9 protein-coding genes are annotated in these 24,067 nt (G+C 64.0%); 3 read left to right on the forward strand and 6 right to left on the reverse strand.

Annotation, left to right across the window (positions count from 1 at the left end; translation table 11 throughout):
• Positions 1-326 precede the first annotated feature (326 nt).
• Together gspD and GYH34_RS18645 are read left to right on the forward strand one after the other, a co-directional pair.
• Positions 327-2,441, forward strand: a complete 2,115-nt coding sequence (gene gspD, locus GYH34_RS18640) for a type II secretion system secretin GspD (RefSeq protein ID WP_244635395.1) — start codon at positions 327-329, stop codon at positions 2,439-2,441.
• 204 nt (positions 2,442-2,645) lie between these two features.
• Positions 2,646-3,341 carry an RNA polymerase sigma factor gene (locus tag GYH34_RS18645; RefSeq protein WP_161915127.1) on the forward strand — a complete coding sequence of 232 codons (696 nt, stop codon included), beginning with the start codon at positions 2,646-2,648 and terminating at the stop codon, positions 3,339-3,341.
• Between the two features lie 235 nt (positions 3,342-3,576).
• Here GYH34_RS18645 and GYH34_RS18650 read toward each other — a convergent pair whose 3' ends face one another.
• Positions 3,577-4,632, reverse strand: coding sequence for a tetratricopeptide repeat protein (locus GYH34_RS18650; RefSeq protein WP_161915128.1), 1,056 nt, complete (start codon positions 4,630-4,632; stop codon positions 3,577-3,579).
• A gap of 58 nt (positions 4,633-4,690) precedes the next feature.
• Complete coding sequence (locus GYH34_RS18655; RefSeq protein ID WP_244635413.1) at positions 4,691-6,823, reverse strand: tetratricopeptide repeat protein; 2,133 nt, start codon at positions 6,821-6,823, stop codon at positions 4,691-4,693.
• A 436-nt stretch (positions 6,824-7,259) separates the two neighbouring features.
• On the opposite strand from GYH34_RS18655, the gene GYH34_RS18660 reads away from it, so the two are divergent.
• Entirely contained in the window at positions 7,260-8,981 is a 1,722-nt protein-coding gene (locus tag GYH34_RS18660) for a substrate-binding domain-containing protein (RefSeq protein WP_161915129.1), read from the forward strand.
• A gap of 347 nt (positions 8,982-9,328) precedes the next feature.
• On the opposite strand, the gene GYH34_RS18665 is transcribed toward GYH34_RS18660, so the two are convergent.
• From GYH34_RS18665 to GYH34_RS18680, 4 genes are all read right to left on the reverse strand, one after another.
• Entirely contained in the window at positions 9,329-21,715 is a 12,387-nt protein-coding gene (locus GYH34_RS18665) for a filamentous haemagglutinin family protein (protein WP_161915130.1), read from the reverse strand.
• Between the two features lie 178 nt (positions 21,716-21,893).
• Positions 21,894-22,436, reverse strand: a complete 543-nt coding sequence (locus GYH34_RS18670) for a YbjN domain-containing protein (protein WP_161915131.1) — start codon at positions 22,434-22,436, stop codon at positions 21,894-21,896.
• Between the two features lie 20 nt (positions 22,437-22,456).
• On the reverse strand, positions 22,457-23,437 hold the full coding sequence (locus tag GYH34_RS18675; RefSeq protein ID WP_244635396.1) for a peptidylprolyl isomerase: 981 nt from the start codon (positions 23,435-23,437) through the stop codon (positions 22,457-22,459).
• Positions 23,438-23,472: 35 nt separating this feature from the next.
• Positions 23,473-24,066, reverse strand: a complete 594-nt coding sequence (locus GYH34_RS18680) for a hypothetical protein (RefSeq protein ID WP_161915265.1) — start codon at positions 24,064-24,066, stop codon at positions 23,473-23,475.
• Position 24,067: the final 1 nt, after the last annotated feature.

The raw sequence follows: 24,067 nt of genomic DNA on the forward strand, positions 1-24,067 counted from the left end.
TGCCCGTCTGTCATACAAGCGTGCGATTGCATTGCAACGTCAGCGAAAGCGCAAGTTTATTGGTAGTCGAATTTGTCGATCGGAGTCGCGTTGTGTTTTGTCGTAGCAAGCGCCGGAGCGCCGGTTCATTTCCTTCCGTGGCCCGGCGCTGGCTGGTCGCAGCGGCCCTGACGATGTCCCAGGGCCTGCTGCAATCTTGTTCATCGCCCGAACAATTGACCGGCGTCGGTCCGGGCGACAGCGTCGACTCCATCCGGTTTGCCGATTTGACAGCGCGCTTTCCGCTTCTCGCCGATCACACTCGCCGAGAGTCGCAAAAACCACCGATGCTCTTTCCGGCCCAAAAGGGAACGACCAAGGCCGCCGAGCCGATGGCCGCCGCTTCGCCGGCTTCCGGCGCAACCGAACGCGGCGACGGCGTCGAGATCAACTTCGATCAGGCCGATGTCCAGACTGTCGCAAAGGCCCTGCTCGGCGACGCCTTGGGACTGAATTTCATCGTCGACGCCCGCATCACGACGCCGATAACCCTCGTTGCGACGGCCCCAATCGCGCGCAAGGACGTTCTGCCCGCATTGGAGAGCGCTCTACGAATGTCCAATGCGGCGCTGGTGCGCGACCACGACGTCATCCGCATCATGCCGATCAGCGAGGCCAATGGCGCGGGCCCAGTCGCATTCGGCGTGGATCAGCCGGGATTTGGCGTCACCATCGTCCCGCTGCGCTATACGTCCGCAGCCGCCCTGATGAAAGCGGCCGAAAATTTCGTGAGCCGCCCCAACATGATCCGCGCCGACACCGCCCGCAATTTCATCCTGGTGCAAGGCTCGACGAACGAGCGACACGCGGTGCTGAGCATGATCGCCGGCCTCGACGTCGAGTGGATGCGCAACCAATCCGTCGGCGTCTATCCGCTGAAATCGACGTCGCCGGCGACGCTCGTCCGCGAGCTCGAGCAGATTTTCGAGACGGGGGAAGGCGCGCAAGGCGCCGGCACGGTGAAATTCCAGCCCATCTCGCGCATGAACGCCGTTATGGCGATGACGCAAAGTCCGAGGACGCTGGAGCGCGTGACGCTATGGGTGCGGCGTCTCGATCGTTCGGACATGACCGGCACGACAGTGCGCATCTATCGTCTCGAAAATGGCAACGCCACCAAAATCGCCAAAATTCTCAATGAGATTTTCGTCGGCAAGGGCGCCGGGTCGACGACGAGCGATTCCGCGACCAGCCAGATCGCGCCGGGCGCGAGCGCGGCTCAATCCAAGCTCGACTCTGTGTCCTCAGGCAGCGCTTTCGGCAACAGCAACAGCTCCAACAGCTCCAACGCGCGCCAAGCCAGCGGCGCAGGCGCAGGCCAGGGCGGCGGCCAGATCGCCGCCGCCTTCGAGAATTTCAACGAGAAGAAGGAGGCCGACGCGGAGGCCAAAAGCGACGCTTCCTCGCCCGGCAGCCTGCCCCGCGGCGTCTTTCAAAATGTGCGCATCACGGCCGACAGCAGCAATAATTCAATTATCGTCTACTCCAACCAGGACGACTATCGCGTCATCGAACGCTCGCTGCGCGAGCTCGACAGGCCACAAATGCAGGTGGCCATAGAGGCGACGGTCGCCGAAGTCTCGCTGACGGACAAGCTGCAATATGGGGTGCAATATTATCTCGGCAACGCCACCGGAGCCAATGCGTCGCAGGCCAATGCGTCCGCCGCCTCGACATCGACGTCGTCCGACACGACGTCCACCGCGAGCGCCGTGTCGAACCTCGTCCTCCAGCGCGTCCTTCCCGGCTTCAATCTGGTGCTCGGTCCGGAGACGCGACCTCACCTCATTTTGAATGCGCTTTCGACGCTCACCAGCGTCAAGGTTCTGTCGGCGCCTTCGCTCGTCGTCGCGGACAATCAACCAGCGCTTCTCCAGGTGGGCCAGGAAATCCCGATCTCGACCGGCACGGCGAATATCCTCACGAACGCCAACACCGTCGTCAATTCCTATCAGATGCGCGACACTGGCGTGATCTTGAAAGTCTGGCCGCATGTCCATGGAAATGGGACGATCCAGCTCGAAGTCGAGCAGGAAATTTCCAATGCGACGAGCACGAGCCTGACGCCGACCATCTCGCAACGGCGCGTGCATTCGACCATTTCGGTGACGAGCGGCCAGACTGTGATGCTCGGAGGCATGATCAGCGAGCAGGATAACAGCACATTGGACGGCCTCCCGGTCCTACGCCGCATCACCTATCTCGGCGATCTGTTCGGCAATACCGACAAATCCAAGAGCCGGCAGGAAATTATCGTTTTCGTCAAACCCCAGATCATTCGCAACGGCTTCGACGCGCAAGGCGTCTCGGAGGAATTCCGCTCGCGGCTCGAGTCGATGCGCAGCGTGGCGGCCGTCGTGCCCGCCTCCGAGCCGTCGCCCATGCGCCGCGTCCGAAAATGAACGCCGCCTTTCGTCCGACCGAGGCGCCCCCTGAGCCGGAGGCGTCGGCGTCGTATCGACGGCGGCCATGTTCTCGCGAACGAAATTCCATCAAATCGGCAAAAATCGCGCGCCTGTCATTGCCGGGTCATCCGCTCGACCTATCGGCATGCGCATATTCGAGACATCGAGGCTCGCAGCCACGATGGAAGCGGAGCGTGTTCGATGACGATCGAAACCAGCCGCGCGACTTTGATCAATTTGCTGCTCACGGGATATGAAGATCTCAAGCGGCGCCTATCGCGTCGACTGGGCTCGACGGATATGGCCGCGGATGCCCTGCAGGACACGTTTTTGCGGTTGCATTCCAGTGTCGAGATCGGTCCGATCAAGAGTCCGAGAGCCTATATACTCCGCATCGCTACGCGGCTCGCCGCGGACCGGCGCAGGAGCGAATTGCTCGACGGCCCCTCCGAAGCCGAACTCTCCCTCGATATTGTCGACGACGCGCCCGATCCTGAGCGCATCGTCGAGGCGCGTTCGGAGATCGAGGTGCTGAAACGCGGGATGATGGAAATGCCGCCGCGGCGACGCGACATATTGCTGGCGGTCTCCATCGATGAAATTCCCTCCGCCGCTCTCGCGAAGCGCTTCGGCGTGACAAAGCGCACGATTCAGACAGAATTGAAGCTGGCGCTGATCCATTGCGCGAAACAGCTCGATCGCGACATCGGCATACGCATGCCGGCGCGACGAAGCCGGATTTCTCCCAGTTCTTCCGGTGACGTAAATAGCAACGCCGAAGAGTCGAGAGGGCCCGACGACAGGGGCGATTCAAACCTGCGCGATTTTCGTCCAGAGGACAGCGATTCTTGCCCCCGAGACACGTGCCTCCAAGCCACACGCCCCGAAGACACATGAGCGTGAGTCGAGCGACGGCGTTTCGCTCGTCGATCGATCGTTCTCGCGCCGCTCCCGGTTCTCGCACAGATGAGAGAGAAAACCCGCGCGCGTCCGCTACGCGGCCCCCGTCCGATTTTCGCGCGGATGCACGATTTCGAGGACATGAGCGGACATGCGCCTACGAGGACGCCTCGCCCGTTTCCCTTTCTCAATTTGGCGCTGCCCGAGTCGCCTCCGCGCCCCGAGCGCCTCCCTAGGACGCCTGCGCCAAAGCCGCGGCGTGTCGTAGAGCGATTTCCGCACGATCGCGCATTCCCATGGCTTCGAGCGCGGCGCCGAGCGCCGCATAGAATTCGGCCGGTCGATTCTGATCGAGGAGAATGGCGTGGTGAAAATGCGGGATCGATTCTTTCGCCGCGCCCGTTCTTTGAAGGGCCATCGCATAGGCGGCGCGCGCGTCGGCGTTCCGCGGCTCCACCTCGATCGCTATCTCGAATTGCGCGCGGGCCTCCTGATCCCGGCCCGCAGCAGCATAGGTCTCGGCGAGCGCGAGACGTGCGGGGACGAGCTTCGGATCGGCCGTGATCGCCTGCTCCAGCAGCTCCTCGGATCGGCGCAGATCGCCCGAAACGCGGTGGAGCGTCCCGAGATTGCACAGAGCGAAGGCATGCATCGGCGCGCGTTTCAGGACGCGCTCGAAAATTGCTGCGGCGCGCGCCAGATCGCCATCGCTCTGGCGCCGCGCTCCCTCTGCGAAGAGCGCGTCGCAGAGGATCGCTTCGTCCTCGGGCGACAGATCTTCGATCTCGGGCCTCTCTTCCGTCTCCGCCTCGATGGTCGCGGCGCGGGTCGCAGCCTCCGCATGATCGGGCGAGAGCGCCAACGCGTCCGCGAGATTGTCCTTCGCGCGATCGACGAAACCCAAGCGGTGGAAGGCCGAGGCGAGCGCGACATGCCAATCGGGGTTGCGCGCCTCGAGCGTGATCGCCGCCGCGAAAGCCGCTGCCGCCGCGACCGGCCGCTCGTCGAGGAGCAGCAGGCCGAGCTGCGCATGCGCCTCCGCATTGCGCGGATTGGCCTCGATAGCCGCTTTGAAGAAGAGCTGCGCCGCCGACTTCTCCATGAGTCTGGCCGCGATCACCCCGCGCAGATGGGCCGTCACCTCGCGGGCGCTCGGCTCTTCGCTCAATGTCGCGAGAAGCACCTCGGCGCTGTCCAACCGGCCCTCCGCGATCATATTGACGGCGCGATCGAGAATGGCGCGGATATAGTCTGGATGCCGCGCGCCGGGAATATTCTGCTGCGTCATATCGTTCACCCGAATGCGATTCGATTGCTTTGAAAAAGCGGCTTCGCCACGACCGCCCTCATGCGGCCGCGCCAGCGGCATCGCACGCGCGACGTTGATCGCACCATTGCGTCCAGAGACGAGACAATTCTTTCGAGAGATTCTGTCCGAAGCGGAGCTGATCGTTCAACGGCGAGGCCGCGACCTTGTCGCGCAGGCCAGCGCGCAAGGCCGCGAGATCCTGAGGCCGCTTCGCCCAATCGACGGCGAGCGCCACATAATCGTCGATCGAATATGTGCAGAAATCTGCGAGCCCCGCGGCGGAAAGATGCGTCGCCGAATGGCGGCCGGCGAATGTGTCGCCGACGAAAGTGACTGTCGGAACGCCCATCCACATGGCTTCGAGCGTGGTGACGCCGCCGGAATAGGGAAAGGGATCGAGCGCCAGATCGACCCTGTTCGCATAGGCGTCGAGCAATATGGGCTGCTCGGCGCCGCCGACGAGCTCGACATGCTCACGCAACAGGCCGCCCTTCTCGAGAACGTCGTAGAGCGCCTTCTGCGTGGCGCTCTCGTTCAGACCGCCATAGACCATGAGGATGCGCGCGCCGGGAACCTGCTCGATGATGCGCGACCAGGCGCGCCCGACCTCTGAATTGATCTTGGCCGGGCGATTGAAGCAGCCGAAGGTGATCGCGCCCTTCTCGAGCGCCGGTAGCGGCGCCACCTCCGGCGCATCGGTCGGCGGATGATAGCAGACGTAGCAATCGGGCAGGCGGATGACCGGCTCCGCGTAAAATTCGTCGTCCTGCGGCGGAATTTCGACCGGATCGGCGATCACGCCATCATAGGTGTCGAGGCCGATGGTGCCGACATAGCCTGCCCAGCTCAATTGGATCGGCGCCGCGCGCTGCGCGAAGACGGAGAGGCGATTGCCGGCTGTATGTCCTGCGAGATCGAAGAGAATGTCGATTTTGTGCTCCTCGATCAGCGCAGAGAAACCCGCATCGTCGAGATCGGACACGTCGCGCCAAAATTTTCCGGCGGCCTTGAAGCGCTCGCTGAAATCATCATCCTCGCGCTTCCTGTCGGTCTTGTAACAGAAAATTTCATAACCGATGGCCGCGAGCTGCTCGAAGGCCCGCAGCGTGAGAAAGGCCGCCGCATGCCGGTGCATGTCGGCGGAGACGAGGCCGATACGCGGCCTGCGCGTCGGATCTGGATCATTGGCGAAAGCGAATTTGTCGCGTGGCGCCGCCGGACGATAAAGCGCCGCCCATCTCTTATGCGCCTCGAGCAAATCCCGCTTGGTGACGCCCGGATAATGCTGCAAGGCGAACAGCAGCGTGCCGGCGACTTGGGCGCTTTCGGGCTTGAGCTCGCCGGCGCGTCGATATGCGGCGACCGCCTCGTCGATGCGCCCCTGTCCGAGCAGGCCGAAACCGCGGCCGACATAGGGCTCGGCTTGCAGAGGATCGAGCTCGATGGCGCGATCGACATATCGGAGGCCGGCCTCGAAGAGACGGTGATTGATGAGGAAATTGCCATAGACATATTGCGGCAGCGCGATATCCGGCGCCACTTTCGCCGCCATCTCGAACAGGCGCGCCGCCTGCTGCTCTCGCGCATTCGCGCCGAGGCTCATGCCGAGATCGAGCAAAGCACGATGGTTCTTGCTGTCCAGCGCGGCGGCGGCCTGCAGATCGTCGACGGCCTTGTCGTGCTCGCCCTCCATCGTGAGGGCGAGGCCGCGCATGCGATAGGCGTCCGCATAGGCGCCGTCGTAGGTCAGCGCGGAACTCAAGGCGATGATCGCGTCCTTGGGGCGACGCTCGGTCAGCAGCGCGAGGCCGAGGCTGAATTGCGCCAGCGGCAGATGCGGAATTCGCGCGAGGCCCCTCTGCAAAAAGGGAATGCCCTGCCGGGTGCGCCCCGTCCGCGCGAGACAAGTGCCGATCTCGGTCAAGGAGGGCGCGTGTTCCGGCGTCACCTCCAATTCGAGCTGAAACGCGCCGATCGCCTCGTCGAAGCGATCATGACGGCACAGAGCGACGCCATGCACATAATGATAGTTCGGCTGATCGGGCGCGCAGCGCGCGGCCTCCTCGAAAAAGCGCAGCGCCTCGCGCCAGCGGTCGGCGCGCGCGTGCTCGACGCCGCGCGCATATTGCTTGCGCGCGCGCGCGAGCTGCGCGGGCGGCGTCGGCGCCATGACCTCGTTGCGGGCGGCGGGCGTGACGGGACGAAAGGCCCCGAGCTCCATGCGCGCCTGCGCGCGATAGGTCGGCGGCTGGAAAAAGCCTGGAGTTTCGGCCATTTCACAAATCTCCCGGAAGATCGATCAATCGAATGATTGACGAAATATAAAGAGGCTCTGCGTTCGTCGCGACTCCTTTTTGCCAAAAAATCCGTAATTATTTTCTTCGCGATCGACCGGATTTGGCCGTCTATAGGGTGTAAGGCGGCGCAATAGCGACAAAGGACGAGAAAAGAGGCTGGGCGTACTAAGTATCAACTACGCCTCTATATCATCTACTTGTCGGACAACTGTAACAAGAACGTCATTTTTGAACAGGGATCGGGCGGCCTCCGTCGAGGAGGCCGACCCTTTCGCGCGGCCCTACGCAATGATCCATTAGGAGAAGCACATGTCTGCTCTTTCTTTCAGCAAAGCTCTGCGTAACGGGAGCTCCGCTCTCGCGCTTTCGACCATCGCGTTGATCGGCGCCCAGCCGGCCCTCGCCACCGACGGCATCTTCGGCGGCGGCAGCACGCTCGCCTCGCTCGCGGAGCGCCAGCTCAGCGCCGGTTACTACACCGCTTCTGGCTCGAGCGTTCTCCTCCTCTACGCCGGCATCGGCAGCGGCTCGGGCCAGCGCGTCTATATCTCCAACGACCCGTCGCAGGGCTTCCGCGGCGCCGGCCTGGATCCGGCCGCCAATCCCGACTATACTCTCGGTTTCACCTCCTACCCCTATCCGCGCATCGACTTCGGCGCGAGCGATTCTCCGCTCCCCTCGAATTTCGTGACCGGCTACACCACCACCGTCTATCTCTGGGACCAGATCAACCACACGACAGCGGCCAATGGCTCGACGAGCTTCCCAACGGCCGACGTCGGTGATCCGATCCAGCTGCCGCTGTTCGAGGCGCCGGTCGCCGTCGCCGTCAATCTGCCGGCGGTCGATCAGTCCACGGGCACGACCGTCGCCGGCGGCACGACCTGGACGATCAAGTCCCAGTTCTCCACGACGGCCGCGGGCGGACGCATCCAGCTCTCGACTGCGCAGATCTGCGCGATCTTCTCCGGCCTCGTGACGGATTGGAGCTCCACCGCCACCATCCCGACGCTCTCGAGCACCGGTGTGGCGGGCACGGAAGGCTTCGCCGACGCCAACACCTGGCACGCCGCCAGCACGGCCGGCACGCCGGGCACGGGCGGCGGCACGGCCTACGCCAGCGCCAGCACGCCGATCACCATCGTCTATCGTTCGGACGGCAGCGGCACCAGCTTCATCTTCACCAACTATCTGAAGACGGTCTGCCCGCTGCTCGACCCGAGCAACTCCTACGGCTATGTGTCGATCTTCTCGACGAGCGCCCTGCCGAACAACAACTTCACGCAGCTCATCAACAAGGTGACGGCCTATGGCCGCAGCCTCAACACGACCGGCGCCGACGGCAGCGATGCGGTCGCGGCGGCGATCGGCAACACCTCGGCGAACTACGGCTATATCGGCTATCTGAGCAACGACTTCGTCGCGCCCTATAATCCGTCCACCGCGACGACGATCCCACACGCCGCCAGCCTGCAGAACGACTATCAGCGTTCTGCCGGCGTCACCCACCCCGGCGTGTCGTCGACCAACTTCATCGCGGCGACGCCGGCGAGCGCCGATGCGGCTTGGGGAGTTCTCTCGCTGCCGGCCAGCGCGAACTTCGCCGACTGGAACGTCTATGCTCAGACCTTCCCGGCGACCACCTATCTGCCGGGCACCGGCGTGTCGGTCGACATCACCGGTCGCTCGAAGCTCCCGCTGGCGCCGGCGACGGATGCTTATTCCCTGGTCGGCACGGCCTATCTCTATGTCTATAGCTGCTACGGCGTCGGCCGGGATTCCACTCCCGCCGCGACCCGCGTTTCCGATCTTCTGGGCTATCTGAAGTGGCACTATGGTCTGACGGCGGGCAACGCCGCGACGATTACCGCCAACAACGGCTTCAAGGCTCTGTCGACTGGGGCCGGCAGCTGGGCCCAGAAAATCGGCGACACTTATCTCGGAACGGCGGCCAGCTCGGCGACGATCACCGCCTACGACGGGTTCTTCACCGACGGTTGCGCGAGCGTGAGCGGAACCGGCGCGCAATAAAAACTATCGATCTCGATCGAACCGCCGGACGCGCCGAAAGGCGCGCCCGGTTTTTTTGCGACGGGATTCTTTCCGGCGATCGCGTTTTCGACCGTCTCCGCTTTCGGCGCGGCGAGCCGGCCCTTGCCTGTTAGACGAGACGTCGCCGGCAGCATGTTTTTCGGTTAGCAAAGGAACGCTTTAGAGAGATTCGGTCGATCGCGCCGGCCTGCTCCCGATCAGGCGAGCGGCTTCTCGCCTCTTCTCATGCCCTGCATTCTCATGCTTCGACAAGCGAGCCTTCACGCTCGCTCGGAGCCGCGTGCGCGTTGGCGGGTCGATCCGGGTTCGGATCGACGCCGCGCGGCTCACCTCGAGCGCCGCGCCCTGTCGCTCTGCGAGCCGGCGCCATTCGCCGGCGGCGGCGTCTCAGGCGAACCCGAGCCGGCGCTCGTCGGCGTCACGCTCGCGCCGCCGCCCGCCGGAGTGTCTCCGTGATCGGAGCCGCCATAGCCCAGCACCTCGACGGTGATGATCGAGGGCGTGTCGGAGCCTCCGGCGCCAGCCTGCGGCGTCGCCACCGCCTTGGCCGCCGCGCCCGCTGTGTTGGAGGCCGAGGTCAGCGCGCCGACATTCGGCCCTGTCGTCACCGTCGTCAGGCCAGAGACGCTTCCGCCCACTTGCGCATTATAGGCGTTGGTGACCCGTTGCGCGACAATGGTGAGGTTGCCCGCCGCCCGCACGCCCGCCGCGCCCAGATCCACCGTGCCCTTCGGCGCGGAGAGAAAGGCGTTGGAAAGGCTCGGGTCCTGCGTCGGCAGGGTGACGATGGCGCCGATGCCCGCGCCGGTCACGAGACCCTGCGGATTGACCGAGCAATAGCCGGCGATGTAGTTGCAGACCTCGCTCAGCACCGGATTGGCGACATAGGTCTTCGGCCCGGAGCCGGCATTTATGTCGCCATTGCCGCTGAATATCTCCACATTGCCGCCCTGCTGCGTCATGATGCGGCTCTGATTCACCAGCACGGTCTGATCCGTGTAGATGCGGATCGAGCCGCCGCGCAAAGTCAATATGCCTTCCTGATTGGGCTTCAGATTATCGCGGCCGGCCGAGCCGACGCGAATGCCGCCATTGGGTCCGATGATATTGATGTCGCCGCCAGCCTGCGTCTCGACCAGCGAGAAGGGCATGACGAGCCTTCCGATCGCCGAAAGGTCGGAGCCGCCGCTGCCGTCATTCGCATAGCCGAGTCCATTGGGGAAGAGCGTTCCGATCGCCTCATAGGCGCGGCCATATTTGCCGTAATAGTCGCTCGCGGAATTGCGATAATCCGTCACCACCTGCGTGAGGAATTGCAGGAAGGCCTTGTCGACGAGGAGATGCTGATGCGTCTCGTCGAGAGTCTGGAAGCTCGCCCAGGCCTGATCGCGCGACTGGCCGAGGCTCGCGGCGATGAAGGCGAGGAAATCTATGCCGCTCGTTCCCGCCGAGGCGGGATCGACATAGGCGGAGATCGCCGAGGCGTAATCGACGCCCTTGGCGATCCCATAGAGCATGGTGATGTCCGCGCCTTCTTCCGGCAGATAGTTCTTCAGCGTCGCGAGCTGGCCGCCCGCTTTCCCGCCGCCCGAGCCATTGCCGATCGTGTTGACGCTGAAGGAGGCAAAAGTGCCGCTTCCCAGCGGCTTGCGAATATTGCGTCCGGCCTCGATGAGCAGCGCGCCCGGGCCGTAGAGATAATAGTTGCCAGAAAGATCGCGGCCGGCGACGACGCTCGTCACATCCGCATCGGTGAAATTGAGACCGGTGAAGGTGAACGTGCTGTCGCCAATGTCGCGACCCACCAGAATTTGCGCCGGCCGCTCGACGGTGAGAGTTCCGTCGAGATTCCCGCCCGCGCTGACGAGGATCGGATCGCTGTTCGTCAGCTCCGTCGAAGCGAGCGTGTAGAAGGAAACGCCGAGCGGATTGACGTATCCGCCGACACTGCTGTCGATCGCCCTCGGCGTCGGAGCGCCCACGGTAAGAGTGATATTGATCGAGCCCGCCGCCGCGAGCGTCAAGCTCGCTGTGTTGTGTCCCAGGCTGTCGGTGGGATAGGCAAGGATCGTCCCGCCGCCTACGGTGATATCCCCCAGCAGCGCCGCGATTTCGAGGCTCGGCGGCAGCAGAGAAGTGGTGACCGAGTTCATCGCATTCACGTCGCCGGTAAGGCTTACGAGCGAGAGGCCCGCCTGCGCGCCATAGCTGGTGAAGACATTGCCCGAATAGGACCCCGGCAGGTAGCTGCTGGGGGTCAAGCTCGGAAGCCTTCCTCGCGTCGCCGTCGTCGGATCGAGCAGCGTCCCGAGCGTGAGATCGCCCTTGGCGATAACGGAAATATAGCCGTCCTGCGCGGCGAGCAGCAGCGGATAGAGGGCGGCGTCCTTTGCGCTGGTGATCGGATTGTCGGCGGTCTGCTGCACGTCGCCGCCGACCTCGATGAGGCCCGCGCCGCGCCCGACCAGAAAGGCGCTGGAGTTGAGATCGCCGCCCGCCTGCACGAGCAAATTGCCGCCGCCGTAATAAATGGCGTGAGCCGGATTGGCGGCGGTGAAGCCGCCGGCGACGATCATCGTCTCCGGCAGAGAGGCGGAAATATCGATGATGTCGCGGCCGGCCCGCAGCGTGATGTCGCCGCCGCCGAGCGCGCCGAAATTCTGGAAGAAGGTCGCATAATTGATCCAGGCCGCCGTCTGGCAGGCGGCGGCGCCGGTCGCCGCGCAGCCGGAGAAGGGCGTGCTGTCGCCGTCCGACGAGCCGTAATGAATGAGCCAGTCGGCCCAAGTCTCGCTCTCCGTCGCCGCGGCGACGCCGATGATGGAGCCTCCGGCATTGACGACGATCGATCCGCCGCCTGTCCCCCAGGCCGGCGTCGAGACCAGCCCGTTGGGATTGGCGTTATAGGCGCTCGCCAGGGTCGGCGCGTTAAAGTCGGCGGGCGTCGTCGTTGCGGCGCCCGCCGTATAGACGGCGCCTTGAACGATCGGATCGGCGAACTCGACATTGCCGGCCGCCGTCAGCGTGATCGATCCCGTGCCGGTCCGCAGGATGGTGGGAACATTGATGGTCACAGTCGTCGTGTTGGGCGCCGCGAAAGTGTAACTATAAGTCGAATGCCCATCGATGACGATGCTGGCGGTCGGCGCTTTGGGGTCGATCGCGCCGCTCAGCGCGACGACGGCGTTGGGATCGACGGAGGAGGCGCCGCCCACACCGAAATAGGCGCCGGCGACGAAATCATAGGACGAGCTCGCCCCGAAGCTCGCCGGCATGAGGCTCGCCGCCGAGGTCGTGTTGTAATCCTTGATCGTCACCGCATTGCCCAAACTATCCGTCGTGACATTGCTGGCGGGATTATTGGCGATGGCGTTGGCGGGGCCCGGCTGGGCGCTCGAGGCGAGGACGATCGGCGGCGTTTCCGAGGTGGTGGGAAGATAGGGCAGAACGGCGAGCCACAGGGCGGTCTTGCCGGTCGTATTCGCGGCGCTGCCGGTCACATTGCCCGGCTCGACCTTGTTGCCGTTGTAAAAAAGTATAAAATTGTAGTACACGGAAGATGTTCCCGTGGCGTAGTTGGTCACATAGTCGGTTGTGAATTGCGATGCAGTCTCGGTCGCGCCGCCGGAATAGACACTGCCGTAGACCGGCGGTATGGGCGCGAGAATGGTCGAAGGATAGGTCCTCGGATCGACGCTGCTGTTGACCGGCGCTTGGCTATATATGCCATAGTAGGTCTTGAGATATGTCGCCAATGCGGCGGAGTAGGTTTTATAGGCGGAGGCGTAATTGGCGTAGCTCGTATAATGGGTCGGATTATTGTCGAAATTGGTCAGATTTTGCGTTGTTCCATTCGACGAGCTTGCCGGCGTCGAGAATGTCTGGGTCGCCTCGTTCGCGATGCCTGCGACGCCGGTGACATAGCGCGAGCCCACATAAAAGGTGTTATAGGCGGCCACATAGGCGGCGTAGGATGAATAATGAGTGGGATCATTGTCGAATGTGCCGGAGCCAGAGGCGTTGGTCGTGATATAGAGCGAGCTCGCGCCGCGACCGAGAATGTTGATATAGGGAATCGTCGTATTCGCATAGTAATAGTAATACTGCGCATACCATGTATTTTGCGCGACCGTGCCATAGGAAGACGGAAACACGGTGGGGGGTGCATAGATGGATGTCATCCCCGGCATATAGGCGGCCGTCCCGTACAGGTTCCTGCTCGCGTACCGGGTCGTCGCCAGAGCGAGAGATGGATCGTTGCTGGCCAGGCTGCTCGCCACCGCGGCCGCGAAGAACGGATCGCTAGTTTCATAGAAGCCGTCGCTGATCGTAGCGTTCAGCTGGATATTATTCGCGGCCCGCAACGTCAGCACGCCCGGCTCGCCGCCATTGGTCGTCCTGTAATAGAGCGAGAAGGCGTTCGTCGCCGTATTGTAGACGCCGGCGCCGAGGTTCCAATTGGAGGCGACGGTCACATTGCCGCCATTGATGCTGCTGGACGGATTGACGAGATCGACCTCCGGCCGCAGATGCAGGGAGGTCGAGGGCAAGGCCGTCGCCGGTCTGTCGCCGACCTGCAATTTGGCTTCCGCGAAATCGGCCGCCACCGCCGCCGCATTGCCGCTGAACGGATTCTCGACGAAATTGAGCAGCGTGTTCTGATAAAAGCCGACATGCGGCAGATAGGCGCCGCTGGCCGGCGCCGCATATGTCGAAGTGGGATAGAGGCCGGACGTCGCCGAGATGATCTGCGCGCCCGCTCCGCTGAAGAAGCCCGCCGGATCGATGATCCCGTCGAAATGCTGCTGCATCTGCGCCTTTTGCGCCGCCGTCAGCGCATTATATTGCGCGACGGTCGTGATCGAGCCGCAGCCTCCCGAAATGAGCGGGCAGGAATCGGTCGTGCTCCACACGGCGAAAGCATCGAGGACCACGCCCTGGCCGCTGGCGTTCCCACTGGAGTCCGCATTGGTGACGACAGTGCCCTTGAAGCTTACATTGACGTTATTGTTCGTCAGGATCGGCGCGCGCACGACGACGACGCCGCCGGTATTGTCGACATTGTCTCCACCAGGACCGCCGCTCACGTCGAAGATCGCGCCGCTCTCCACCTTGACGGCGCCTGAGCCCGGCACATTCTCGTAGCCATAGGTCGCATTCAGCGCGCCATCCGTGGCGCCCGTCGTGCCGAGGGTGATCGTGCCGCCGCGCTGGCTCTGCGCGCTTTCGCCATTGGCGTAGCCCGGATCGTCCTTTTCCGCCGCGACATAGTGGGCGTCCAGCTTCGCTCTGGACCGGATGATGACGCCCGTGGCCCCGGGATCGGTCGCGGCCAGCGTGGTCGTTCCGGCGCCGTAGAGCGAGATGCCGCCGCCTGTCGGCCCGCTGGCGTCGATCGTTCCATTGACGATGACGCTGCCCTGATTGGCGACGAGCAGCACCTCGGTCGAACTCAGCGTCGCGCCCATCGGCACGACGATGTCGCCCGGCTGATAGATCGCGGCCGCGAAGCGGCTGGTGAAGCCGCCCCACGGAAGATCGCCGACGATGGTCCCGGTGCTGAGCACGAAAGCTCCGCCCGCGTCCTTATAGGCCGCCGAGCCGTCGAGCGTTCCCTGAAGCGTCGTCGTCCCATCATTGGCGGTCGTGATATAAATTCCGCCCGCATAGCCGTTGCCCGAAGATCCGTCGGCATTTTTGGCAGCCGAGACGTCCACCTTCGCGCCGCTCGCGATCGTCACATTTCCTTTCTGCGAGACGAGCTTCACCACGCCGCCGGGCGAATATTCCGTGCTGGCGCCGAGCACGATACGCGTGCCCGCGGCGTTTACGATGGCGCCGTCGGCGAGAGTCACGTCGCCCGTCGTCGCGGTCAGCGACAAGGTTCCCGCCTGTACGGTGATCGCGCCCGAATCCGCGATGCTCGCGGCCGTCAGCGACAGGCTGCCGCCGATCTCTGTCGCATCGACGGCCGTCGCCGCTCCCGTCGAGACAATGCTCAGAACGCCGCTCGTCGTCAGCGCCTGCGCCGAGCCGGAGACGGCGATGACATTGGGCGAGGAGAGGACGACATCGGCGACGCCCGAACCATTGCTCGCCGTCAGCGAGCCCGTTCCGGCGAAGCGGATCGCCTCTCCCGCCTGCAGCGCGATCGTCGAGAAGCCGTTCGCGGTCATCGTTCCGGCGCTCTGGGTGATCGTCTTGCTCGCGACGAGGGTCAGCTTTCCGTCGATTCCGATAAGTCCATTGGTCGTCGTCGAGGCGCTCTGCGTGTTCGTCAGCGTGATATTGGAGGCGTAGACGCTGGTCTCGCCGCCCGCGCTGTAGAATCCGCCGCCGTCGAAAATCAACAGGCCGATCGGATGGGCGGCGTCGCCGATGGAAAGGCCGCCGACATCGTGAAAATTGAAGGCCGAGGCGCTACGCAGGCGCACCGAATCCGCGCCGGCGAAATTGGCGATGACCGCATCGGTCAGCGCGAGGCCGGCGGAACTGCTATCGGCGCCGAACTCGATCGCCTTGGCGGAAAGATCGAAGGCTTTGGCGACGAGCGTGGCGTTGGCGCCGACTCGATTGACGCCGCTCGAATCGAGGGTGAGGGCGGCTGCCCCGTCGATGGAGACATTGGCGCCGATGACGAGGCTGCCGGGCGTGGCGGCGGGAGTCGGCGCCGGCCCGGATCCGGTGTAGAGACCCGGCAGATAATTGCGGGTCACGGTGACCATCGCGCCAGTAGAGACGCGCAGCAGCGAGCCCTCCCCGCTCACGCCCGCTGTATAGGTCACGACGCCGCTGCTGTTGGTCTGCGCGACCGGATCGGCGCCAATGACGATCGCCCGGTCGGCGCCCGCCGGCGCGGTTCCGACCGCGGCGATGGCGCTGTTGTCGTCGACGAGAATGCCGCCGCCGCCCGCCTTGGTCACGATGAGAAGCTGCGGCGCGCTCAGCGCGTGAGCGGCGTCGGTGGCGATCTCGACATCGGTGGCGACGCCGCTCACGACGAGATTGCCCGACGTATCGACGACCGACGAGCCGCCGATCAGCAGAGTGGTCGCGCCGACAGTGTCGAGCTGATCGGCGTAGAGCTTCAGATAATCGTCCTTCCCCGTCGGGGCCGCAGTATCCTCGGAGCCGAGCACGAGCACCTTGGCGGCGCTGATCGCCAATTGCCCGCCGACGCCGGCCACATCCGGCGCGAGCGGGCTGGAGCCGGCGGCGAAGCCGAACAGGGCGCCCGCGTCGATGGAGAGCGAATTGCGGGCGGCATAGGTCAGGGAGCCGCCGTCGACTGGGAGAAGCGGAATGGCCGTGCCAGCGGTGAGCGCCAGATTGCGGATGAAGCTCGTGCCGGAGGTGATGTCGATCTGCGAATATTGCGACCAGGTCGATTGCGACTGCAATTGGAACAGCACGGTTTGCGAGGATCGCGTCCCGCTGATGACATTGGCGAAATTGCCTGTCACATAGAGCGAGCCGTCCATCGACGTGTAGCTTTGCGCAGCCGCGCTCTTCACCGATGTGGAGGCGACGGTGACGCGATAGGCGCCGGGCAGGGTCGCATACATGCCGGGCATCAGAGTGTAATAGCCGGCGGCTATCCCATTGCCGCCGGCGATATAGATCGCCGTTCCCGCCGGCGCATTCAGCAGGCTGGAGGCGAAAGCGGCGGAGCCGATATCGGAATTGGTCGCGGCGAAGGTCGGATCATAGGCGGCGACCTTGGCCGAGGAGGTCGGAACGAGCGCGTAGACCGTGGAGCCCGCGAGCACATTGCGGCTGCCGCCCGTGCCGGCGACGAATTCGCTGGCGTAGAAGTCGCCGCCGCCAGAGAGATCGAGCTTTGCTCCGGCGGACGTCGCGACATCGGCGCCGTTGAGGGTGATCGCCTTGGTCGGGCTGGAGGTCAGGCTGTAGCTTTGGTAGACGCCGGTGCCGTCCGCGGCGAGGCTGTAGGCCGTGTTGCCGACATACCAGACCTCGCCATCGACCGTATAGCCGTAAGGGACGACTGTTCCGGCGCCCGATACGGACGTAAGGCTGCCGGCGCCGAGCGTGACGCTCTGCGTCGTCGTCGTATTGCCGAGCGTGATCTGGCCGAAAGGCGCCCAGAGCGTTCCATTCTGCACGATATTCGCGGCGTCGACAATGATCGTTCCGCCGGCCGAGAGCGGCTGGCTGGCGACGCCGGTCTGCTCGATCGCAATCGTGCCGCTGGCCGTCAGCGTGAAGCTGGTTCCACTCGTCGGATAGATTTCCGCCGCCTTCAGCGTCAGATCGCCGGCGACGCCGAGCGAGCCGACGAAGCTGTTGCCTTTCGTCGCGTAATCGCTTGTCGAATTTGTTGAAATATGTCCGATTAACCGGATCGCATCGGCGCTGGCGAGTGTGACAGAGCCGACGTTCTGGAAATTGACCACGTTGTTGATCGCCACGCCGGCGCTAGGATTGCCGACATCGATCCATTCCGCCGTGAGCGTCAGCGCACCGGCGCCGGATGTCGCCGCCACGGACACGTTGGCGACCGGCTTGAGCCAGATATAGCCTGCGGTCAAATCCACCGCCCGGGCGGAGTCGGAGGCGACGCCGTCGGCGGGCAGAGAGACAAGATTGCCGCCGAGGATGAGCGATCCACGCACCCCTATCGACTGCGATCCGACGAAGGCGACCGTTTGCGCGGCGTTGAGCTCGATCGAATCGAAGCCGCCGCCCGTCAGCGTGTCGACTCCGACAAAGGCGTTTCCCTGCAGGGCCGTGTTCGACGCCAGAGCGATCGCGACGACGCCTGCCTGCTCGACGACGATCGAGACGGGAAGCCCCGCATAGCCGTTCACGACTGTCACTACGGAGCTACCGGTCGCGGAAACGACTTTCGGCGCGCTCGCCTCCGGAATGCCGATCCGGAACAGGCCGCCATTCGCCAGCTCCGCCCCGCCATGCGCGCTGACCGAGCCGGCGAAATAGAGCGAGGACGCGCCGATCTGCAAGACGCCGCCGTCGCTCCAGATTTCTCGCGTCGCCACGCGCGGTCCGAGCAGCCCCCCGCCGGAAGGGATTTCGACATTCGCCGACGTCCCGTCGAGCAGGAAACGCGAGCCTTCGCGCGCGACGACTGAATAGCCGTACAGCGTGATAGTTCCAGCGTCGAGCACGCTGCCGGTCCGATAGGCTGTCCCTGTCGGATCGGGAACGAAGACGCCGCTCGCATCCAGCGCCGCATCGGCGCCGATCGTCAACTGGCCGCCCGAAAGGCCGCTGGCCGCCAGAACAATATCGCCGCCCGGCGCGACGATCTCGCCGAGGACCGTGACCGAGCCGCCGGTCAGCGTCACCGTCGCCTGCTTCGAGGCATTCGCTTCGGCGAGAATCCGCGCTCCCGCATCGAGCAGCGTCGTCCCGCCGGCGAGAGTGAGGCTCACCGGATTGCGCAAGCCGTCGGGCGCGAGGCCGACCGTCGCAACATTGTGCAGCGACGCGCCTGTCGACAGCGACAAGAGCGCGTCGCTCGAGGCGAGATAATTCGCCTGCCGCAACAGCACCGTCGTGCCGGCGGTCACTGTCGCGCCGCCATAGGCGCTGGTCAGCGAATAATTCGAGAAGCCATTGTCGGTGAAGAAGCTCGCCGGCAGCACGATCTCTCCAGACCGCGTTCCGGAGGTATAGGATGTGATCGCGCTCGCCTGCCCGTCGATGGTGATCGTCGGCGCCTGCAGGGTGAAGGTTCCGCCGGTGTCGAAGCCGTTAGAATAGATCGTCCCGCCAAGGACGACCGTCGCCGCGTTAGCCTGATTGCCGTTGGTCAGTTGCTCGTTGTAGATTTGAAGGCCGGGCGGGTTGCTGAGGCCGCTGTATCCCTCCAAATAGGTGACCAGAGAGAGGCTCCCGCCCTTGCCGACTGGCAGGCCGTCGGAGCCGAGCTTCAACTTGCCGTTGGAGCCCACATAGCCGCCGCTCGACACATCGATGACGCTGCCAGGCGAGAGAATGATGCTCTGCGTCGCGTCGACATTGTCGCTGTCGTCGAGCGGGGATCGGTGATAGGTCGCGGCCAAGGTCGTTATGCTGATCGAGCCGCCGTCGATGAAGGCGGAACCCTGCAGCCGGTCGCCGACCGCGCCGGCGTCATTGATCCACAGCCCGTGAACGTCGAGAAGCGCGTGCGGCCCGATCACCAGATCGGCCGGAATCGAGTTCGGAATCAGGTCGCTGCTGTAGATGTGGCCGGACAGCGTGATCTTGCCGGCTCGCGCGATGAGCGAGCCATCGATCGTCTCGACATTGGTCAGCGTGATCGAGCCTCCCGGCGCAACCTGAAGAACCGCGCCCGTCGCCATATTGACGGTCGGTTGATTGGAGCCGGAGCCCCGGATCGTGATCGAGGCGAAGCCGATGTCCGACAGGCGATCGGTCAGAATGGGCATGGTCGACGGCGCGCGCCAATTCGTTCCATAGCTGTATGTCGAGAGGCCATAAGGATCCTCGCCGGCGTCCGCGCTCGATTCGAGCAGATAGCTGGTAACGAACGAGTTTGTCGAATTGATCGTCAGCGACGCGCCAGCCGGCAATTGCGCGAGCGAGGTCTGAACCGCGGTCCCGCCGCCTAACGCATTGGCGCGCTGGCGCAACCCCGTCACCGTCTCGCCGAGGATCGTCCCGGCGAGGATCGGCGCCGCCGCGATCGACAAGGATCCGGCGCTCGCCCCGGCGATATAGCCGGACTCGTAATTGCCCCGGCTCATCAGCGGATTGACATAGGTCTCGCTCACGCCCCAGCGCGAATGATCGACCGTGAAGCCGCTCGCCGCCGCGACGCCGACATAGCGGATCGTCGGATCGGCGCTGCCGATGTCGTAGAAACGCCCGTCTGCGCCGACGAGGCGCGTCGTGTTCACCACCGAGCCCGTATAGGTCACATAACCGCCCGAAATATCGACGATCGAGCCCGGCTGCTGAATGAAATTCGTCCCTGAGACACTGACCGAGCCGCCAACCGTCAAAATCTCGTCGATCGACTTCGGGATGAGCTTGGCGTAGCCGGACGCGTCGACGATCGGCGAGCCCACCCGCGTGTCGATCGTGACCGTCTTGCCGACGAGCGCGGCGGCGAGCGGCGAATCGGCGATCTCATTGGGCGTGACGACGAAGGTCACGAGGAAATTGGAGATCGGAACCCGCACATCGGCGAGGCCCGAAACGTCGATCGTCGCGCCGCTCTCGAGCAGCACCTCGGGCGCGACCAGATTCACCGCAGCGCTCGGCGCCCGCAGCAGCGAGCCGGACTGGAAGTCGACTCCTTTGAAGGCCGTGATCGAAATTTGCGGCTGCAGGCTGCTGTTGAAATAATCGGTGGTCGCCGTGCCCGTCGGCACCGTGCCGCTCTCCTCGTCCGGGAGAATGGCGGTGACGCTGTCCGATCCGAAGACGACATCGCCCGTCGAGTAGATCGTGATCGAGCCGGGACGCGTCACGCTCGTCGTCGTCGCCAGCACGCCGAGTTGCTCGATCGCTCCGCCGACGATCATCACATTTCCGCTCGGCGCCAGCAGCAGACCGTCGTTGATCGCCGCGCCCTGATAGGAAACAGTGAAAGTTTTGTTCGTCGGGTTCGTGCCGCCCGAAAAATCCTGATCGACGACAATGGCCGTGTGCACGCCCGTCGCCGTCGACTGCGGCTCGCTGAGCAGAACCGATCCCTGCGCGGCGAGGATGATCTGGCCGTTCTTCGTCGTGATCGAGCCGGAGTTCGTGACATTGGGGGCGAGCAGCGCCACATAGCCGCCGTCGCCGGTCGAATTGACCGAGGTCTCGATCGACGCGCCCTTTTCGACCACGACCGCGCCGATCGTCTGCTCGGCAATCGTCCCCGTGGAAAAGCGGGTGGAATTGCCGATCGTCGTCCCGAGCGCCGTCGCGATCGGGAAAAGTCCCTGCCCCGCATTGGCGCCGACGAAATTATTATTCGCCGCGACCTCGTTCGACGGCGCATAGGCGGCGATGTCGCCGAGACCGTCGATATGCAGCGTCATCTTATTGTAGGCGGCGGCGCCATTGAAGACGCTCGACGATGTCGTTCCGTCTATGTCGAGCGACGAGGCGATCAGCGAATGAACGTTGATCTGCGCGCCGGCGCCGAAAATTATGCCGTTCGGATTGATGATGAGCACGGTTCCATCGGCCTTGATCTGGCCGAGGATCTGGCTGGGCGCTCCCGTCGCGTCGATGCGGTTCAGCGCGACCCAGCTCGGATTGCCCTGCTGGTCGTAGACGACAGTCGTATTGGGCGAAACATTGTAATAGGCCCAGGTCATCACCGCCTGCGCGGCGTTCTGCTTGATGGTGACCGTGGTCTTGCCGTCGCTGACCGATTGTGTGGGCAGATCGGCGTTGATCCAAAGAGACGGGGTCGTGGTGACGCGCGGATCGACGACGAGGCCCGGCAGCTTGCCATTGCCGCCGACGGAGAGCCCGTCCGCGATGGAAGAATTCGTCGCCGCGGCAGCCGCGGCGCGTGCGGCCGCCTGCGCCGCCTGCATGGCCTGGATCGCCTGCGTCGCGCGCAGCAGCGTTCCCTGGCTCTGCTTGGCGATCGTCGCCGCCTGCTGCGCCTCTGTCGTCGCGGCGTCGACCGCGACGGTCGGCGCCGCCGTCACTCCCGAGGCGCGCCCCAGCGGCCGCGCCGCCGCGCCGTCGAGCCCCTGCAGGACAATCAGCGACAAAGCGATCGCGCTCGCCCCGGATAGCAGGACTCGGCGTGACGACCGAGCCGGCGGCCTTACGAGTCCGATCGCCGATGCCGTCGAATCTCGGCGGGCAGCCGAGTCCCGACGATGTCCATGGGAATTCGGAGCGTGAGCGCGATGTGTCATGTCGATGCCATGTGTCTTTCGAGAATTGTCAGTGTGACGTTGGCGCGCTTGGCCAAGTCGCAGGATCGACGTTCGGCGCGTCGACGCTCCGCGGAGCCACGACCTCGCTCTCGACGCCTCGGTCGGCTCCATTCGCATGCGATCCGCGCAACCCCTCACGCAAATAGACGATGAGTTCCTGCGCCAGCTGATCCCAGATTTCGACATGGGTCCGCAAATGGCTTCGCGTCACGCCGCCCACGATCGAAATATCCATGCAGAGCGCGAGAAACCGCCCGCTCATCTGCAGTCGCGAAAATCGGCGCGCGACATTCCAGCCGTTGACGAGGTCTCGTGGAAGCTCCCCATTCACTTGAAGAATGGACACGAACGCCATATCGGCGAAACGCCAGCCTTCGTCGCCGGCCAAGCGATTGCCCGGTCGAATATCGAAGGCCAGACCGCTGGTCGCCGAGCGCAAATACGCGACATTCGCGACCGGATCGGTCACCGCTTCTACGCGGTAGCCCGCCTGCTGGAGAAGATCTCGCAGATCGTCGAGCGTCAAGGATGTGACGAGGTTCTCGGACATGAACGACCTTCCAGGTGAAGTTACTTGCGAACGCTGTCGAGCAGATTCGACAGAGCGATCTCATTGACGACAGCCGGACGCTTTTTCAGCAGCTCGGCGACATAGGCGCGGCGCAGCGCATTCGCCCGCTCGGTCCGCATTTGTTGCACGAGCTGCTCGTGCGCTTCTGCAAGCGAACGCGTGTAGGAGGCCTTGGTGTCGATCAGCTTGACGATGTGCCACCCGTCGTCGAGGCGGATCGCCTCCGAAACCGCCCCTTTGACGAGCCCCGCCACGCGTGTGCGGATCTCAGGTCGAATCTGACCTTCCGACAACCAGCCGAGATCGCCGCCGTCGCTGGCGTCATTTCCGGCGCGCGCCACCGCCATGAAATCGGCGCCCGCCGCTTTCAACTTGCGCTCGATCTCTTCGAGCGTCTTCTTCGCCTTATCTTCGATCGCGCGGTCTGCATCCTTCGGCGCCGAAATGAAAATATGGCCGAGCTGAAACTGCCGTGGAACGATGAAGAGGCTGCGATTGGCGTCATAGGTCTTCTGCAATTCCTCCTCGCTCGGATAATTCGCCGGAGGTATCGAGACCGATTGGAGATAGAGCTCGATGAGCGCGCGCTCCCGCACTTGCTCGAGCTGGGCCGCGACATGCGGCTGCTGGTCCCACTTCTTAGCGATCGCCTCCTGCAACACGACACGCTCATTGAGCATGAGACGCACCATCTGATTGAGCAGCGCCGGCTCTTTGGCGATCGCCGCCCGCTCGCGCGCGCCGAGAGTCGCGACATAGGCGCGCAATTGCGCGGAGGTGATGTCGCTGTCGCCGACATGCGCGACGACTTCCTCACGCGATCTGCCGTCGTTGTTCACGGCTTCCGGAGACCCTTTCGGCTTGCTCGCCACCTGCGGCGCAGGCCTGAGCTTGGGAGCAAAGGCGCCGCCGGGGGGCGTTTCCGCCAGCGCGCTCACCGGCGAGCCGATCATCGCCGCGAGACCGACAGCGCGCGCCACTCGGAGAAGGCTCGTAACGCGGAACAACACTTGACTCATGGTTTCACCTTATGATCGATGATCTTGTCGTTGTAATCCTGCAGGAGATTTTGGATTTCGACGCGTCGCACGCCCGTGAGCGGCTCGCTCGCCACAGCGAGATCCGCGAAATTCGCCGCCTCATAGCGCTCCAGCAAATCGCGACCGATTTTCGCCAGCTCGACGTTCTTGGCGTTACAGCTCTTGACGCTCGCCTTGTATGCTGCGGCCTGCACTTCGAATTTGGCGCGCTCCGCGTCTTTGGCGCGCGCGACATCCGCGGCCTCCTCATAGGCAGCCTTCCACTTTTCCAAGGTCTCGTCTCGTTCTGCGATGCGTCGATTGAACTCCTCCACTGCTTCGCGATTCTGCTTCAACACTTCTTTGACTTCGGCCTTGGCCGCTCCGACCTGGTCCTTGAGTCGCGCTCGTTCGCTCTCGACCTCGCTGAGCTTTGCCTGTAGCGCTGCGCGCTGATCCTCCAGCGCACGCTGTTGCGTGATCGCACCGCGCAAAGCCTCGCGAAGCCGGTCCGCTTCCGTGTCCGCTCGTGCGCCCGTGATCGTCGAGGCTGCGAGTGACACGGCGATAAAAAGCATCGGAACTCGCATC

The organism is Methylosinus sp. C49 (genome assembly GCF_009936375.1).
Taxonomy (GTDB): Bacteria; Pseudomonadota; Alphaproteobacteria; order Rhizobiales; family Beijerinckiaceae; genus Methylosinus.

Excerpts from the sequence above, each read along its gene's own strand:
- gspD (WP_244635395.1), top strand. The coding sequence starts at position 327 with ATGCTCTTTCCGGCCCAAAAGGGAACGACCAAGGCCGCCGAGCCGATG.
- GYH34_RS18645 (WP_161915127.1), top strand. The coding sequence starts at position 2,646 with ATGACGATCGAAACCAGCCGCGCGACTTTGATCAATTTGCTGCTCACG.
- GYH34_RS18650 (WP_161915128.1), bottom strand. The coding sequence starts at position 4,632 with ATGACGCAGCAGAATATTCCCGGCGCGCGGCATCCAGACTATATCCGC.
- GYH34_RS18655 (WP_244635413.1), bottom strand. The coding sequence starts at position 6,823 with ATGGCGCCGACGCCGCCCGCGCAGCTCGCGCGCGCGCGCAAGCAATAT.
- GYH34_RS18660 (WP_161915129.1), top strand. The coding sequence starts at position 7,260 with ATGTCTGCTCTTTCTTTCAGCAAAGCTCTGCGTAACGGGAGCTCCGCT.
- GYH34_RS18670 (WP_161915131.1), bottom strand. The coding sequence starts at position 22,436 with ATGTCCGAGAACCTCGTCACATCCTTGACGCTCGACGATCTGCGAGAT.
- GYH34_RS18680 (WP_161915265.1), bottom strand. The coding sequence starts at position 24,066 with ATGCGAGTTCCGATGCTTTTTATCGCCGTGTCACTCGCAGCCTCGACG.